This window comes from Roseimaritima multifibrata (assembly GCF_007741495.1).
Taxonomy (GTDB): domain Bacteria; phylum Planctomycetota; class Planctomycetia; order Pirellulales; family Pirellulaceae; genus Roseimaritima; species Roseimaritima multifibrata.
Genome location: NZ_CP036262.1, coordinates 6628100 through 6644918, shown reverse-complemented (window position 1 = coordinate 6644918; position 16819 = coordinate 6628100). Strand labels below are relative to the sequence as shown.

The following is a 16819-nucleotide window of genomic DNA, read 5'->3' as shown; positions in this document are numbered from 1 at the left end:
TGTTCTTTCGGTCCCTCGCTTACGCAGCGGGTTGGGATGTCGGCTGCCCACGACCTTGCTCGTGACTTATTTTATCGCACGTCCCGAGAGCCGCTGCTACGGGGGGGCTGTTAAGGTTGGAATTCGGTTTGTAGTTCGACCATTTGACTGTATTTCGACCCTTTGGCGATCAGTTCATCGTGGGTTCCGGATTCGACGATTCGTCCATCCTCCAGAACGACAATTTTGTCTGCGTTGCGGATCGTGCTCAGGCGATGGGCGATCACCAGAGCGGTCCGGTCGGTCAACAAATGTTCCAGACTGCTTTGGATCAAACGTTCGCTTTCGCTGTCCAGATTGCTGGTCGCTTCATCCAAGATCAGTATTTTTGGATCTGCCAGGATCGCGCGGGCGATCGCAATTCGTTGGCGTTGACCACCGGATAGTTTAACGCCTCGTTCGCCGATCAGGGTTTCGTAGCCTTTAGGAAGCCGAACAATGAATTCGTCGGCGGCGGCGGCAACTGCGGCCGCTTGGATGTCCTGCGGGTCAGCACCTCGGCGAGCGTAAGCGATGTTTTCGCCGATCGTTCCGTCGAACAGAAAGACGTCCTGCTCGACCATTCCTAGAAGCTGCCGATAGCTGTCTAGTTGGATGTCTTTTAGATCGCGTCCGTCCAGCCGAATTGTCCCTTCGGTCGGATCGTAAAAGCGAGCGACCAGGTTCGTCAGAGTCGTCTTGCCGGCTCCGCTGCGCCCTACCAATGCAACGGTTTGCCCCGCCGGAATTTCCAGCTGAATGTTTGACAAGACTACGGATTCGGTGTCGGGATAACGGAAGGAAACCTGGTCCAGCAGAAGCGTCCCTTGAACGCTGGCGCGTTCGACCGCGATCGCGCCGGGATTGGTCGGCAGTTCCTGTTCCATTTCCATCACATCCAGGATTCGGTCCAGCCCGGCCAAGTTGTTTTGGAATGTGACCGCACTACCGGCCAGCGTCGCCAGCGGATCCAGCAGCATCGTCAAGTAGACCAAGAACATCATCAGGTCTCCCAGGGTGAGCTGCCCATTGATGATTTGATATCCACCGTAAAGCAGCAGTCCCGTCGAAGCCAACGGGATAAGAACTTCCCAGATGATTTCGATGATCCGCGTCCACCACCAAGTGAATAGTTGTTGGCGGACCATGAAGTCCCCCTCGCGAACGAAGCGAGCCGCTTCGCTGCGGGCACGTGCAAACGTGCGGACGACTCGGATGCCACCAAAGGTTTCGGTAGCCGTGCTGTCGATATGTTGTCGCTGGCGACGGATATCGCGGAACAGTGGTCGGACTCGGGCGATCCAGGTTCGGTGCGTGATCCAGACCGCTGGCAGCAAAGCCAACCCGCCCAGCATCAATTTCCAGTCCACCCACATCAAAATGATCAAACTGCCGACGAACTGAATGATCGCTCGAGCCGGATTGTAAAGCATGCTGAAAATTAGGTCGGACACGCCCCCTGCATCTTCACGAATCAGGCTGGCCACGCCGCCGCTTTTGAGGTCATAAACCTTGTGCAGTGGCAAGCGAACGGCATGCTCGAAGACTTGATTGCGAATCGATACCTGCGTTCGGTTGACCGCTTTGGTTGCCAGCCAGCGTCCACCCAAGCGGATCATGGTGGCGATCAGAGTCAGGACGGTGACCGTGACAGCGATCGCAAACAGCAACCCCATCTTGGATTCGGGAAGGGGCAGCTGAAGAAGGAAGTCAGGAAGTGGGCGCGGCGGGTCGGTCAAGACGCAGTCGATCGCCAATTTGGTACCCGCCGGCGGGATCAGGCTGAGGACCACCGAAAGGGCCATCAGCAGGATCGCCTGAACGATCGATAAACGATAGCCGCGAACAAGGAACCAGAAGGCGCCGACCAGCTCAAAAAAGCCGCGTTGGCGATTCCCCAGTTTCCTCGCGTGACGCTCTTTGCCTCCGACCATTTTTGTCGCCGGTTCACTGGAATGAGGCGACGAAGGGGAGCTCTTGCGCTGACGGATCTGTTGACGATACTCGCGGAAGCGAGTGCGTGATGGTTGGGTATTTGGCATCCTCAGAGGATACGAAGGGGAAGCTGAGGAGGGAAGGGTAACGGAGTTTGAGGGGAGGCTGGTCGTGTTGCGTAGTGCGAGTTTCCGCGAGCTGCGTGAGAGACTGTAAATAGCAAAATGAGAATAGCAAAATGCAAAGTGCTAAATCCCCAGTAGGGACGGCCGTTTGGTAATTTCCTCACCCGAGAGCTAGTTTTGTGGCTACGCTCACCAGAGCGTGGTACGGGCCCACGCCATCTTCTTTGGCATCTGCGTGCGGATTTCCTAGCGGATCGGCGCGAGTGGCTTGTTGATTTAATTGAAAGCGGAGAAAGATTGTCGCCTTTCGCTCGGGGCGTAAAGCTTATAGGTGACGATTTCAACCCTGCCCATCGGAGTCTGAGTGCAATGCTTTTAGCCCAGCGGGCGGCAGATACTTGCCGTTGGTGTAAGCCAACGGAAACCTAGCGTGCGTATGAAAGCCCAGCGGGCGACAGATAAGTATGGTTCTGTCGCCCGCTGGGCTTTCCTTTTTGCGATACCCACTCCGGCGGCTAACACCGCCGGCAAGTATCTGCCGCCCTCCGGGCTACGTGTTCGCTCGGCCCCATTTAGACTCGTCCACCGCTGCAAACCCATTTCACGTCCCGAGCGAAAGGCGACAATCACTAAATCAACAAGCCGACCGGCAAGTTCATTGTGTTTCCGATGCGATTGCCGGACGGCTCGCGCCGTTCCGCTAAGAAGGTAGATGGCGTGGTCGCTGGTCGCTGGTCCACCGTCTGGCGACGGTAGTCTCGTTGCTTTTTTTGCTAGGAACTTGCGCTGCGGTACGCGCCTAGTGACTTTTTGAAGATCCAGCGACTGGCGGCCAAGCTGATCACGGTGGCGAACAGGGCGTAGACGGCCAGCGGGACTTCCCACCAGGCTCGAGGATCGAGGGGGCGCGCTAGGATGCGTGCGGGGACATTCACGACCACCAGGACGGGGATTGCAAACGTGAACAACCCCCATAGCGACCAGCCCCAGCTCCGTTGATAGATTTCCATCGGATAACGGCTGAAATTGGTGATGTAGAACCAAAAGTTATAGAGAGTTTGGTTGCGGCCTAGCCAGACACTTGTGGCGGACAGGCAGATCATCAGGCTGTACATGATCAGCGCCCCGCAGCCGATATAAAACACGTACAGAAACGCTGCTAGGAGCGAAAAGGTCATCGGGTTCACCGGATCGGTCATCAGTCGATAGACCGCCCAGAACAGCAGGGCCAAACCGACAAAAAAGTTTGACAGGGCGCTCCAGTCGATGCGGCGAAAGGAAATCAAGAACTGCGTATCGATCGGTTTTAAGAGCGCAAAATCAAGGCCCCCCGTCCGAATCAGTTCGCTGAACTCTTCTGCGTTGGGCATGAAAAAGGCTTGGACCAAACTGTTGATCAGCCAGGTGGTCGCCAGGAAGATATAGAAGTGGTACTTCTCCCACCCGGTGTCCGCACCAATCGAACGGGTGAACTGAAAGATAATCATGTAGAAGCCAATGTTCATCAGCGTCCAGGAGACACTGCTGATGCATTGGAAGATAAAGTTGGTCCGAAACGTCATGTCTCGAATCAGACTGTTTCTTGCAAACGTCAAAAAGACGCGGCCGTAGTGCGGACGATGTGGGGTCGGCACGATTTAAACCTGTTGGCTGCGGAGCCAGGCTCGACGCAGTTTGTGAATGGCAAGGTACTTTTCCCGGCTGACCTGCGGTGGGTCAAGGTTCAGCGCGGTTGCGATTTGCTGAGGACTTTCCCCTTCGCTCAAGCGTCTGAGGATACTCGTTTGCCGTTCGGTGAGAAGGGTGTCGGGCAGTTGCTCAAGATCCTTCAGCGTCCAACGGTTTCGGCGGCGGTTATCGTGCGCCGATTGTTGGTAGGCTTCTTCAACGAAAAGGGATTGGTGCCGGCGCTGGCGTTTCCAGCGTTTCACGATCCGCCAAACGGCTCGGTTTAGTTCCTGCCGAGTCTCGGAGGGCTGCTGAGGTAGCGGCGAGGCGAGGTCGCGGCGGGGAAGTCGTTCGAGCAGTTCCACGACCAATTGCTGCGTGGAATCACGCCACTCCGATGCGGGCATCCCCGCATTGCGAAAACTGGTCGTGCCAAAACGCTGAATCTGCTCGATCGCACGCTGTTCCAGCTGTGCGGAGGGGACCGAAACCGACGTGGAAACCGATTCGCCAGGTGCCGGGCCTGAGGCAAAACAGCCTCCCAGTGCAGCCAGTATGGCGATTAAAATCGGTTTGTAGCGGGGGTCAAGGGCCATCGGCTTGGGGGCAGAATCGCTTGTTAATGGTAGGGAAACAAGAAGGGGACGATGGAATACTATAGCGAATAGAAGGGAGATTCGCCCAGGCGAAAACGTAAGATCGTTAGGACCGAACCTTCGGCGGTTCGATTGGCAGACAAAGACCGGAATCGCCGATAAAGATGGCTATGCGGGCCAGGCGGCCAAGTCTCCCTGATCAAAAAGGAAGCGGAATCATGCGAATCATTGCTTTGATGCTCACATTAGCGGTCTTTTCCACGTCCTGGGGACACCCACCGCACGAGCATTCTCCGCCGATTCGGCCGGGTGGAGAGCGTTTTAATCCCATTCCGCCGCTCGGGAATCGACTCCCGCCGTCCCACCGCCGGGTCTATAACAGGCCAACCTATCTGGGTGGTAAAGTCGCCTATATTATTGCCCCCAGTAGTCAGGGAGCGATGAGCTGGCACGAGAACGTTCATCGCGGCAGCTACCGCAATCACGCCGGGCGAATTGAGCCGATGTACATGTACCCGAAGCCTTGGGAAGTGCTGACGGTGGGTCCACGCGTCGAAAAGTAGAGCAAACGCATTGGCAAACCGCCGTTGCAGTCTGCCCACGCTCTGGCGAGCGTTCCGACATGACTGCCTCGGAAACCGTCACTTATTGATTTCACGCCGCCTCGCTTATTCGGCCAGCCGTATGCCGGTGAATTGCCAGCGTGTCTGGGCGGGGAAAAAGTTCCGATAGGTCGGGCGGATATGAGTGCTGTGCGTCGCGACGCTGCCGCCACGTAAGACGTATTGGTTGCACATGAATTTTCCGTTGTATTCTCCGATCGCCCCGGGGGCCGGAGTGTAGCCGGGGTAGGCGGCGTAGCTGCTGCTGGTCCATTGCCAGACACTTCCCATAAGCGATGCTGGCGAGCGGGTCGGATGGATCGCTCGTTGATCCGCAAGCAGATGATCGGCAAACGGTGGATTGGTAAACGGTGGGTCGGTAATGGGATCAGGGCTGGAACCGTGCTTTGTGGAATCCGAATCCTGCAGGTTCTGAGTCGCGGCGATTTCCCATTCAAATTCGGTTGGCAGTCGCTTGCCAGACCATCGCGCAAACGCGTCGGCTTCGAATAGGCTGACATGACAGACGGGCCAGTCCAGGTTTACCGGAACAAGTCCCGCCAGCGTGAATTGCATCCACTTGTCGTTCTGCTTTGTCCAGTAAAGCGGAGCCTGCCAGCGTTCTTGATTCACCGTGTTCCAGCCGAGGGACAACCAGAATTCAGGCCGCTGATAACCGCCCTCTTCCATAAACGCCAAGAATTCACCACAGGTCACCAAGCGATTCGATAGCTGGGCGTCGGGAAGGTAAATAGGGTGCCGTGGGGATTCGTTGTCGAAGGCAAAACCGTTTCCACAGTGCCCGATTTCGTGAAGGCCTGCGTCGATGCGTATAGGGTGATCTTGGTGGGGACTGCAGCATGGATCAAACGGAACGTCCTGGTAAACGGGATGCACTGGGTTGCTCGAGAGAACATGCTTGATGTCGGTCAGGATCAATTCTTGGTGCTGCTGTTCGTGTTGGATGCCGACTTCCAAAATGGCACGCTTACGGGCGACGTACTCCGGTGACTGCAGACGTTTTGTGATTTCGGCATCGACATGCTGGCGGTATTTTTGAATGTCGGCTAGGCCGGGCCGAGAGATCGTGCCGCGACGTGATCGATTGAATTGCTGGCCGATCGTGTTGTAGTACGAATTGAATAGAAAGTTGTAGCATTCGTCGTAGATCGGATAGTCCGGTTCCTCTCGCAGCGCAAAGGTTTCGAAAAACCAAGTCGTATGGGCCAGGTGCCAACGCGTGGGACTGACGTCGTCCATCGATTGGACCATACAGTCTTCAGCCGAGAGAGGCTGGACGATCCGTTGGGTGAATTGTCGCGTGTCGCAGTACGCTTTGGCCAACGCCGCGCCGTCTGATTCTGCGGGGGTGAGTGGTTCGCTCACGATTGAATTTCGACACCTTTCCAAAAGGCGACATGCCCCTTGATTTGCGAAGCTTGGGAATGAGGGTTCGCGTAATACCACGCGGCACCCGAGTTTGTTTTGCCGTCCACCACAATGTTGTAATAGTTCGCCAGCCCTTTCCAGGGGCACGTCGACGTTTTCGTCGATTCTGTCAGGAATGACGGATTGACGGATCCCGGAGGAAAATAGTGGTTCCCTTCCACGATTTCGGTCGCTTCACTTTCCGCGATGACGCTGCCGTTCCAGATGGCTTTCATCAATTTTGCTCTGGGGTGAAATGGAGGTCGTTTGGCAAGGAACGTTTGGTCAGCTTGGAACGTTTGGTCAGCTTGGTACGTTTGGTCAGCCGGAAACGTTCCTGGGACGATCCACTACGGTAACGGGGCATCAAGGACTAGGTGCAGAAGCCCAAAGTACTGTCTCGGATCGGTCCAGTGTTTATGTAGCGAAAATCCATACTGTGCCGCGAAGTCTGCGAAGCCGTCTATCGTGTATTTGTGCGAATACTCGGTCAGGATCTCTTCCCCCTCTTCGAAATCAAATTCCTGTCCGGCGATCATGACCGTTTGGGCTCGCCCGCTGACGATCGAAACTTTGATGCGATGTTCGTTTGACTGGTAAACCGCCTTGTGTTTGAACTGATCCAAATCAAAATTTCCATCCAGTTCTGAATTGATTCGTTTCAGCAGGTTCAGGCTAAATTCAGAGGTCACTCCCAAAGCGTCGTTGTAGGCCGCTTCGATCACGGCGGGGGATTTCTGTAAGTCGATTCCGATCAGTAGTCCGCCATGGTCGCCAAGCATGGACGACATGAATTCCAGCAGTTCGCCGGCGGCCGCGGGCGTGAAGTTGCCGATGGTAGAACCCGGGAAATACAACGCAATGTGCGAGAAATCACATCCCGTCTTTGGCAGTTCAAATGGCTGAGTGAAATCGGCAACCACCGGCAGGACGGCAATGTCAGGGAAAGCCGACCGGAGGTTTTCGGCCGTTCGCAGCAGATGTTCCTCAGAGATGTCGACCGGGACGTAGGCGGCCGGATCCCGTAACGATTCAAGCAATTTGACTGTTTTGATGCTGCTGCCGCTGCCGTATTCGACCAGCATCACCCGTTCGCCAATCTGATTCGCAATCGAATCCGCATTCTCTTCCATGATCTGGAGTTCGGTGCGGGTCGGATAGTATTCGTCGGTTTCACAGATCCGGTCGAACAGTTGCGAACCGCGTTCGTCATACAGATACTTGCAGGGGAGCGACTTGTTTTTCTTTGACAACCCGCTGAGGACGTCGAGCCGAAAGATGTCACGGACGGCGTCGGTTGCAAGCTGTCGGTTCATCGGGTTTTACGTCCTTACTTATAAGGTTGTGACGTTTTGCCGCGAATGATCAGGCTTGGGGAGGGCGATCCGCGGGATTGGCTGTTTCTTTTATGGTATCGGCTTGACCAGGGGCGGTGGGGTTGGGGGGAGACACGGAGACACGGAGACACGGAGACACGGAGACACGGAGTTGGGAGTTGGGAGTTGGGAGTTGGGAGTTGGGAGTTGGGAGTTGGGAGTTGGGAGTTATGCGAAGGCCCAGTAGGCGATGGAGATTAGGCCGACGGGGATGCACCAGTAGGCAAACCAGTCCAGCCGACCTTGGCGACTCCACCTGATCATCCAGTGGAGGGCGAAGAACCCGACGACAAAGGAAACCAGGGCTCCGATCGCTAGAATCCCGATATTTTCGCCGCTTGGTGGTTCTTTGATTAGATCTTTCAGCGCCAGCACCGTTGCACCCATGATCGCGGGAATGGCTAACAGAAACGAGAACGTTACCGCGTCATCGTTTTTTAAACCCAATAAACGGCCTCCGACAATCGTCGATCCACTTCGGCTGATCCCGGGGAGAATGGCAACGGCTTGGAAGCAGCCGACCAGCAAACTGTTTCGCCAAGAGAGTCCTTGGTATGCGGTTTTTCCAACAGGAATGCAGGGGAGCAAAATCAAGAGGCAGCCGGTTACCAGCAGCATGCAGCCGGCAAGCAGCGGGTTCTTAAGCAATTCGGGAAACTGACTTTTGATCGTCAGGCCGACAACCGCCGCAGGGATGGTTCCGATCACCAACAAGGGAATCACCCGAGCGTCGGACTTTAGCATCGCCAGGATGCGTTTCCAGTAGACAACCAGGATCGACGCCAGGGTTCCGGTGTGCAGGATGATTTCCAGCGATGCCGATTCGTCTTTGATTTCCATCAATGCGCCCAGCAGAACCAAGTGGCCCGAAGAACTGATCGGAAGGAACTCGGCAATTCCTTGGACAATGGCTAAGATGACGACGTGATACCAGGGCATCGGAAACAAATCCCGCAAAACAAAGACGGTGGGAAGCTAGCGGTTCGCAGAGGTTCCGCTGGTTAGAAGCCGAACAGTAGCGTTTTTCGAACGAAAAGGCTACGTCAATGGTGATCGCGAAGGACTGAAGAAAAATTTTCGTTTTCGTTTATTACGACCCATCTTTATGAATCTCTCGACAATCGATCCCGTGGCTGAAGGAAGTACGGTCAAGGCTTCTCCCGCAGTTTCTTGGCACTCCGATGGAATGAACGTGCTGCGCGGTTACTGCATGGGAGCCGCCGACACGGTTCCCGGGGTCAGTGGTGGGACGGTCGCATTGGTTCTTGGCCATTACCAGCGGCTGGTGACGGCGATCAGTCACTTCGATCCGACGGCGCTTGCTCTGCTGCGGGAACGCCGCTGGCGGGCGGTTGGCGAACATTGTGATTTGAGGTTCTTGATCGGTTTAGCGATCGGTATCGCTGGCGGAATTCTCTCGCTGGCCAGCCTGATGCATTGGTTGCTGGATCACCGGATGGCCGAAACGTTTGCTGTCTTTTTCGGCCTGATTTTGGGCAGCAGCGTGATCGTTGCCAAAGAGATCGGCACGTGGAACATCCAGCGAGGGTGTTTGTTGATTGCCGGGGCGGCCGGAGCGTACCAATTAAGTTGCCTGACCGCGGCGGGTAGTGATACGTCGCTAGGATTCATCTTTTTCGCGGGCATGATCTCGATCTGTGCGATGATTTTGCCAGGAATCAGTGGGGCCTTCGTGTTGTTGCTGCTGGGCGCCTACCAGCCGATCATGGAGCAGATCAAAGCTTTTGTCGCAAGAGAAATCACGATGCCCGGTTTTTTACAGCTGGTGATGTTTGGCTGTGGATGCTTGACCGGTTTGGCCTTGTTCAGCCGAATCCTGCGTTGGTTGTTAGACCATCGCCCCGGAGCAACGTTTGCGATGTTGTTGGGATTGATGTTGGGATCGCTGCGGAAATTGTGGCCGCTGCAGCAAGCGACCGCGGAGACCGCCGCCGAGAAGTTTTCCCAGCGGACCTGGGAATTGGTTCCTCCGGCCGCATGGGAAGGTTCGATCGCCGGTTTGATTTGCCTAGCGGCCGCCGCCTTTTTCGCCGTCCTGGCATTCGAGAAATTTGGCCAAAGAAAACAGGCCTCCTAAACCCAAGGAGATTTAGGATCGACGCGATTCGTTTCAGGGTTGTGGTTTAGGCGAAGTACCAATGTCCGATCAATCCGTCATCTAGATCGACGTAGTGCAACGTCCCATCGGGGCCTTGCTGAATCGACACGACCACGCCGGCATCGGTGGTGAAGTTCTGCACATTGATGACGTTTCCGTCGACGTCCAGGCTGGCGTTGCGGACCAAGCCTTGGCCCAAGTCATTGAAGAATAAGTCGCCTTGGTACTCTTCTGGGTAGACGTCGCCGCTGTAGACCGCTCCAAGGACAATCGCATTGATTCCGTCGGCTCCGTGGTTCAACGCAAACTGCGACGGGGTGACAATTTCTCCGCTGTTATAAAACGCAATCGCTTCGGCTAGGTCTTTGTAGCCGTTGGTTTGCACGCTGGTTCCGCTGCCACCTTCATAATAGGGCCAACCGAAATTGGCTCCGGCCGCTGCGGAATTGATTTCTTCCCATTTGGTCCAGCCAACGTCACCGACAAACAGGTCGCCACTATTGGGGGCGACGGTGATTCGGAAGGGATTGCGAAGCCCCAGTTGGTAGACCTTGGACCGGTTTGCGTTGGCATCGCTGACGTCAAAGAAAGGGTTGTCGCTCAGGCCGGCTCCGGTCAGTGGATCGATTCGCAAGATTTTGCCAGAGAGATTGTCGATGTCTTGGACGCGGACGGCCCGCGGGTCGACTCGGTTGTAGCTGGCCCCATCACCGATCGAAACAAACAGATTTCCGTCCGCTCCAAACGCCAACGAACCTACGGTGTGCGATTCACTATCACTGGCGATAAAATCTTGCACATTGGAACCGTCCGGGAGGATCCCGGCAGGTGGTTCGTTAAAGTCGGAGGTGCTGTTGGCGAATCCATTGAAGTTGTCCCAGGTACTATTCGCGCCCAATAGGATGACTTCGCTTCCCGCGACGGCCGTGGTGTAGTTGGTCGACGCATCGGCGGTCACCCGAATCAAGCGACCCGCTCGGTTTCCATTTTTGTCTGGACCGGCCAAGCTATGTCCGGAATTGTCGTAAACCTCGGGTGGATCGTAGGTGTACAGCAAGTAGACGTAAGGATTGTTTTCGAAATCAGGGTGGACGGCGATATCTAGCAAGCCGCGGTCGCGGGTGTCGTTAACCTGGTTTCGGATGTCGACAAATGGAGTCGCTTGCAGTTCTCCATTTCGAGAAACCTTGATCAGTCCCGATTTCTCCGAGATATACATGTTGGTCCCGTCCGGGTTCCAGTCGATATCTGTCGGTTGGTTCAGCTCCGCGAAAAGGGTTTCGCCAACGAGCGTCGATCCCGGCGTCGGTGGCAGAATGTCGGAGGGCGTTTCCAGGTTTACATTCCAGTTCAGAATGCGATGGTTATTGTAGGAACCACCCGTTGCAGCGGTGAATCCCATGTAGGCCTGCGACCCGACCAGAGCGGGCAGGTCGATGCTGGAGACAATCAGAGGTTGTTCTGGTTTTACCGTGGAATCGGAAACGTAAACGGCCAGTTGATTGGTGTTTCCGTTGTACTCGATCCACGTATTGACGATGTCGCCATTGTTGATGTCAAGCAAAGGGATACGCGTTTCCAGCGGGTTGGCAATGTCGCCGTTCGTTACAACGGAGATGTGATTGTTGTTGATTTCTCCGTCATTTTGATAGGTGTCAAATTTAATCGCCAAACTATTGACGATTCCCGTGTACGCTAGGTCGCCCCCACCGGGACCCAATGCGTTCACGCCACGCGGATCATTCTGGAGCACAAATGTGAATCCATCGGCTCCTAAAGACTGTTGCCCGCCGTCTAGTTTGAACTGAAACTGAGTTTGAAAAGAGGTGTCAACATTGATCGGCAACGGAGCATTGAAGAAGGCCGACCCTTCTTCGGCTCGGGTTGCGGTTGTGATCAGCAGTTCATTGTTGCTGGTGACCGCATCTTCATTTAATGTCAGCCCGGCGAGGCTACTGAAATCGGTGTAGGCGGGAAGGATGGTATCGTCATCGGCGATGGTCACGGTAGCCGTTCGCGGTGCCAGCAGAGTGGCTCCGCCGTTGATGTTGTCGATGGCGAAATTGAACGTCTCATTCCCTTCCGCAAGGCTGTCATTCAGGATTGAAACCAAAATCGTTTTTTCGGTCTGTCCCGGTTCAAAGGTCAGCGTTCCGCTTTGTGGTAGGTAGTCTTCACCGGCGATCGCGGTCCCATCCAATGTGCTGAAATCGACAGTGCTCAGGCCGTCGCTTCCCCCGCTGCGAAGGACGGTGATCGCCACTTCTGTGTCGGTTTCACTGGCGGTTAGAACACTTCCCGAGAGGGCGATGACACCAGGATTGTCAGGTGCCGCTGCATACTGAAAGTACCCGTCGGTATGGAGGAATTCGTTCTCGCGGTACCCTTCGACCAGTCCATCTTCCGGTAACCAAGTGCCGGTCGAAAATACGTTGGGGGCTTCGGTCTGAAAGACAACCCCGTCAATTTCAATTCGGTCGACGCGGAGGTTGCGATCAAAGTCTCCGTCCAGCAAGTCGTTGGTAAACGCGACTCGCACGTTGTCAGCCGATACGACTCCTTCAGCTTGGTAGGTGTAGGCAACAAAATCACCCGTGGTCGCATCGCCGCCGATATTGTCCCACGATTGCCATGACACGCCATTGATCTGAAGAGACATCTGTTCGCTGTTGGTGGTCCCGGCCGCAAAGATGCGAATCGTTGAACGAGGGCCTGAAGTGTCGTCTGCGGCAAACTGCAGATAGCCATTGGAGTTCAGGAATTCACTCTCTCGAAATCCTGGTTGGACGCCGTCTTCTGGTTTCCATGATCCTGTGGAAAAGACCTCGGGGGCTTCGGCTTCGTACTCGATCGCGTCGACCTGGATTTTATCGACAACTAGATTGCGATCGATTCCATTGGGGTCGTATAAATCGTTCGTGAAAGCGACTTGGATTCGATCGGCAGTGACGGTTTCCGAAGCGAAGTATTCGTAGGTATTGAAGTTCCGATTGTCAGGGTCGCCGCTAACATTTTGCCAGGTCTGAACGGTTTGTCCGTCGATCCGCAGTTCCATTGTTTCTTCGCCGGTCGATCCGGCGGCATCGATCGTGATTCGCGATCCGATGGTTGCCGCTTGGCCGAATTGAAAGTAGCCGTTGGCATGCAGGATTTCACTTTCTCGAAACCCTGGGGCGATGCCATCTTCCGCTTTCCATGTGCCCGTGGAATAGACCGAAGGGTCTTCGGTCTGGAGCGTTTGTCCGTCGACGGTGATGCTGTCAACACGGAGGTTCCGGTCCGTTCCATTTTCCTCGTAGATGTCATTGTTGAAAGTGACCCGGATTCGGTCGGACGCAATGCTTTCACCGGGGTCGAAGGTATAGGTTTCGAATTCGCCCGCATCGAAATCGCCGCCAATGTTATTCCATGTTTGGACAGTGACACCATCGATTTGTAGCGACATCTGTTCTTCGCCCGTTGCCCCAGCGGCTCGGATGCTGATGGGCAGGACCCCTTGATAGGTTTCCGTTGCGGTCGCGGCGAAAGCGATTGACGTTTCGATCGAGCCGGTCTGTTGTTCCAGTTCCCAGTCACCGCCTGAATTTTTGTGCCCTGTCATATCGTTGGAGGCTGCCACATCGGCGCCCGTTAGATTAGCCATTCGGCGAACAAACTGGGCACCCACTTGATCGGCGCCTGTGTGGCATCCATACAGCAAAATGTCCGCATCGGGGGTCAATGCGTTGGCCCATTTTTGCAACTGGTTGGAGCGATTTTCAAGCGTCGTCCGATCGATCGTTTGACCTGCCAGTTCGATCTGTCCAGCTTGGCCGTGGGTCAATAAATGGATCGAGGAGATGTTCGATCGCCTGGCCAGGATTTCCGATATTTGGTCCAAGCCATCACGCGCCGAATCGAGCAAAATGACTTCGGTTTTCAAGCCGACCTGGTCGGTCAATTGCGAGAAATCGGCAACGTTGGAATCGACAAACAGAAGGCTGGATGCTGTTGATGTGACGCCGCTGGAAACATCGGAAACGGCGTCGTTTGCGGCGGCCGAGGGAGTGCCCGGAGTCCGCTCGGCCATTTCGGCGGCGGGTGCGGTAGCAGCATCGGCAACAACCGCTCCGGCGTCGCCGGCCAGCATCACTCGAGGTTCTAATTCGCAGGTTTCCCAGGCAGGAGCCAGTCGTTTGGGAGCCGAACGGCTGTTTTTTTGAAGGGATTTGCGGAGGAGGCGGGAAAAACGAAACATGCCGAAAATACCGATTTCAGTGAGAGGGTGAACCGGTCCCGACGATAATTCGTGTTGTGCAGCGTTGCAAGCGAAAAGGGGGGGGAGGAAGATACCTCCGAATTGCTTCGTAGCCGCTTCTAATTTCAAATCTTTCGTTCCTGCCGGGTAAACCGACGAGGGGACGCAGTGCGATACAGCTCCGGCGGATGGTTCTGGCTCCTTGATTGCCGGAGCTTCGTCGCTATCGCTCCTTGATCCGGCCTACAACCCTTCGTGCGGAATCGGCGCCATGCCAGTTTGTCGGGGATGACAAAAGTAGGCCGGATCAAAGAGCGATAGCGATACAGCTCCGGCGGATGGTTCTGGCAATCCTTGATCGCCGGAGCTTTGTCGCTATTGCTCCTTGATCCGGCCTACATCCCTTCGTGCGGAATCGGCCCCATGCCAGTTTGTCGGGCATGATAAAAGTAGGCCGGATCAAAGAGCGATAGCGATACAGCTCCGGCGGATGGTTCTGGCTCCTTGATTGCCGGAGCTTCGTCGCTATTGCTCCTCGATCCGGCCTACATCCCTTCGTGCGGAATCGGCCCCATGCCAGTTTGTCGGGGATGATAAAAGTAGGCCGGATCAAAGAGCGATAGCGATACAGCTCCGGCGGATGGTTCTGGCTCCTTGATTGCCGTAGCTTCGTCGCTATTGCTCCTCGATCGGGCCTACATCCGTTCGTGCGGGATCGGCCCCATGCCAGTTTGTCGGGGATGATAAAAGTAGGCCGGATCAAAGAGCGATAGCGATACAGCTCCGGCAGATGGTTCTGATTCCTTGCTTGCCGGATCTTCGTCGCTATTGCTCCTCGATCCGGCCTACAGAATTTTTCACGTCCCCCGCGACGGGGAACCCATCGGCACCGGGCGCGGCGGGTGACAAATTCAGAGCACCTCCGAGGGGACACGCAGCTTCACGACTAGAAAACTTCTGCCTCGCGTTGTGCTTTAGCGCAGTATGACGCCATGCTCACGCAGCAATGTCCCGTTGGCAACCGCGACATCTTTGAGAGCGATCGCGTAATCGGTTGTCGTTTCGATCGCTTGCCGTTCGGCTTCGATCGCATCCTCTTGGGCATTCAGCAAGCGATGGATGTCTGTTTTCCCGATGTCGTATTGTGCTTGGACGGCATTTAAACGCTCGTAGGCCGCCTGTTGGCGACGTCCGCTGATCCGGATCCCCGCCTGCAGGACTTCGACTTTGGCGATCGCTTGGCTTAATTCGTGAGCCACATAGCGCTGCTGTTCTACCAGGATCGAGCGTTCGCGTTCGATCTGCAGTTTTGCATGTTGGACCGCTGCGTGGGCTTGGCGGCGGCCCGCTACGACTTTCATTTCGACTCCGAATTCCCATTCTTGATGGTCAAAAGAAAAGAGATCATCGGATGCACTTGCGAACCGAGGTCCCGCGCCGGTTAGGTCATCGCCGAAGCCTCTTAGTCGGTAACGGCCGATCAGATCCAATTGAGGAAGCAGAAAGTTTTCTGCCGCGATCAGCCGTAATTCCTCTTGTCCGATGCGGACGGATTGCTTGCGTAAATCGGTTCGGTGGTTGATCGCACCCGCCAGCATCGCTGACCAATCAAACACGATCGGAGCTGTCGAGACGGGCTCGCACGGCCGGATCAGGTGTCCATCGGTTGCGGGCAGACCAATCAGATAGCGTAGGCGGCGTTCGGAATCATGGACGCCAGGCAGTCGGTTCGTGCCATTTAAGGCAAGCAAAGTGCGGTACTCGGCACCCAGGAAATCGGCTCGAGCTTCCGCTTCTTTGTCCGCTTCGGCGCCACCCAATCGCATGGCCGCTTTCGCAGCAACGGCTTTCCAGGTCTTTTCCGCAGCTTGGCTGGCCCTGCGTTCGCCTTCGTAAAGTTTGTAGGCCATTTGCAGCCCCCAGTACGTTTCTTCGACTTCGCTTATGTAGTCTTGTAGTCCTTTTTCAAAATCAAGTTCGCTGATTTGCGAATTCATTTGGGCGATCACGATCCCGTTTGAAAAATAGAATCCTGGTTGGGCATTCGGGCCTGCGATTGAATTGAATGTTTTGCCGGCTCCCTGCAGCAAGGGCTGGCGGATACCAACTTGCACTTGCGATTCCCAGGCACTGGGGAAGAGGTTCGCCGAACGGTTGTTGCTGTCGTAATCCAATTGGCGGTCGAGCGAGACGACGGCTCCGTTCATCAACCGCCGCGAGACCCCGCTTTTAAGGGAAAGGGCGTCCTGGGTTAATTCTTGTGCACCGCCCCCCAGAACCGCGTTGTTAAAGACGCGATCGTTGTTCGCTGACGTCAGCGAGCTGGACAGCACCGAATCAAATTCCGCCAGTGCCGCTTCGGGACCGTAAAAGGGATCGCTGCGCTGGAGCGCAAGGTCGTAGGCGGTGATCGTAGCCGCCGGTGCGTCGACGATCCGTCCGCCCAGTTCGCGTAAGATTCGGCTGTCCTGCAACGCGATTTCGATGACCTGTTCCCGAGTCAAATCTAAGAACGATTCGGGGGCGGCTGAGATGGACTGCGGCGGTCGGGTGCTGATGGCATGGGGAGCACGAACGGGCGTCGATGCCGCAACGTCGGTTTCATAGAAGATCGGAGTTGGTGGGGCCCAGGAGAGCGCGGCCGGCATGGAAGGTCTAGACCGGCAGCCAGTTACCAGAAGGGTCACCCCTCCTAGTAGGACCAGCCAAATCCAG

11 protein-coding genes are annotated in these 16819 nt (G+C 55.6%); 2 read left to right on the top strand and 9 right to left on the bottom strand.

The genetic code is table 11. The features are described 5' to 3' along the window. Positions 1-110: 110 nt before the first annotated feature. The 3 genes from FF011L_RS24030 to FF011L_RS24020 all read right to left on the bottom strand — a co-directional run bounded on the left by FF011L_RS24030 (position 111) and on the right by FF011L_RS24020 (position 4342). Entirely contained in the window at positions 111-2060 is a 1950-nt protein-coding gene (locus tag FF011L_RS24030; protein ID WP_145354483.1) for an ABC transporter ATP-binding protein, read from the bottom strand. Positions 2061-2851: 791 nt separating this feature from the next. After that, positions 2852-3712, bottom strand: a complete 861-nt coding sequence (locus FF011L_RS24025; protein WP_246109598.1) for an ABC transporter permease — start codon at positions 3710-3712, stop codon at positions 2852-2854. A 3-nt stretch (positions 3713-3715) separates the two neighbouring features. Next, positions 3716-4342, bottom strand: a complete 627-nt coding sequence (locus tag FF011L_RS24020) for a sigma-70 RNA polymerase sigma factor region 4 domain-containing protein (protein ID WP_145354482.1) — start codon at positions 4340-4342, stop codon at positions 3716-3718. Positions 4343-4560: 218 nt separating this feature from the next. Between FF011L_RS24020 and FF011L_RS24015 the strand changes: the two genes are divergently transcribed. Next, positions 4561-4905: a hypothetical protein gene (locus FF011L_RS24015; protein ID WP_145354481.1), complete on the top strand. Its 345-nt coding sequence runs from the start codon at positions 4561-4563 to the stop codon at positions 4903-4905. A gap of 105 nt (positions 4906-5010) precedes the next feature. Here the strand turns inward: FF011L_RS24015 and egtB are convergent, their stop codons facing one another. The 4 genes from egtB to FF011L_RS23995 form a co-directional block, all read right to left on the bottom strand. Then, entirely contained in the window at positions 5011-6330 is a 1320-nt protein-coding gene (egtB, locus tag FF011L_RS24010; protein WP_145354480.1) for an ergothioneine biosynthesis protein EgtB, read from the bottom strand. Then, on the bottom strand, positions 6327-6608 hold the full coding sequence (locus FF011L_RS24005) for a DUF427 domain-containing protein (RefSeq protein WP_218932851.1): 282 nt from the start codon (positions 6606-6608) through the stop codon (positions 6327-6329). The genes egtB and FF011L_RS24005 overlap by 4 nt, the downstream gene beginning before the upstream one ends. 114 nt (positions 6609-6722) lie before the next feature. Next, positions 6723-7688 (bottom strand): L-histidine N(alpha)-methyltransferase, encoded by a 966-nt coding sequence (gene egtD, locus FF011L_RS24000; RefSeq protein WP_145354478.1) that lies wholly within the window; start codon positions 7686-7688, stop codon positions 6723-6725. A 228-nt stretch (positions 7689-7916) separates the two neighbouring features. After that, complete coding sequence (locus tag FF011L_RS23995; protein WP_145354477.1) at positions 7917-8687, bottom strand: undecaprenyl-diphosphate phosphatase; 771 nt, start codon at positions 8685-8687, stop codon at positions 7917-7919. Positions 8688-8853: 166 nt separating this feature from the next. Between FF011L_RS23995 and FF011L_RS23990 the strand changes: the two genes are divergently transcribed. Then, positions 8854-9846 (top strand): DUF368 domain-containing protein, encoded by a 993-nt coding sequence (locus tag FF011L_RS23990; RefSeq protein WP_145354476.1) that lies wholly within the window; start codon positions 8854-8856, stop codon positions 9844-9846. A 46-nt stretch (positions 9847-9892) separates the two neighbouring features. On the opposite strand, the gene FF011L_RS23985 is transcribed toward FF011L_RS23990, so the two are convergent. Then, positions 9893-14104: a carbohydrate-binding domain-containing protein gene (locus FF011L_RS23985; protein ID WP_145354475.1), complete on the bottom strand. Its 4212-nt coding sequence runs from the start codon at positions 14102-14104 to the stop codon at positions 9893-9895. A gap of 974 nt (positions 14105-15078) precedes the next feature. Next, positions 15079-16752 (bottom strand): TolC family protein, encoded by a 1674-nt coding sequence (locus tag FF011L_RS23980; protein ID WP_218932850.1) that lies wholly within the window; start codon positions 16750-16752, stop codon positions 15079-15081. Positions 16753-16819: the final 67 nt, after the last annotated feature.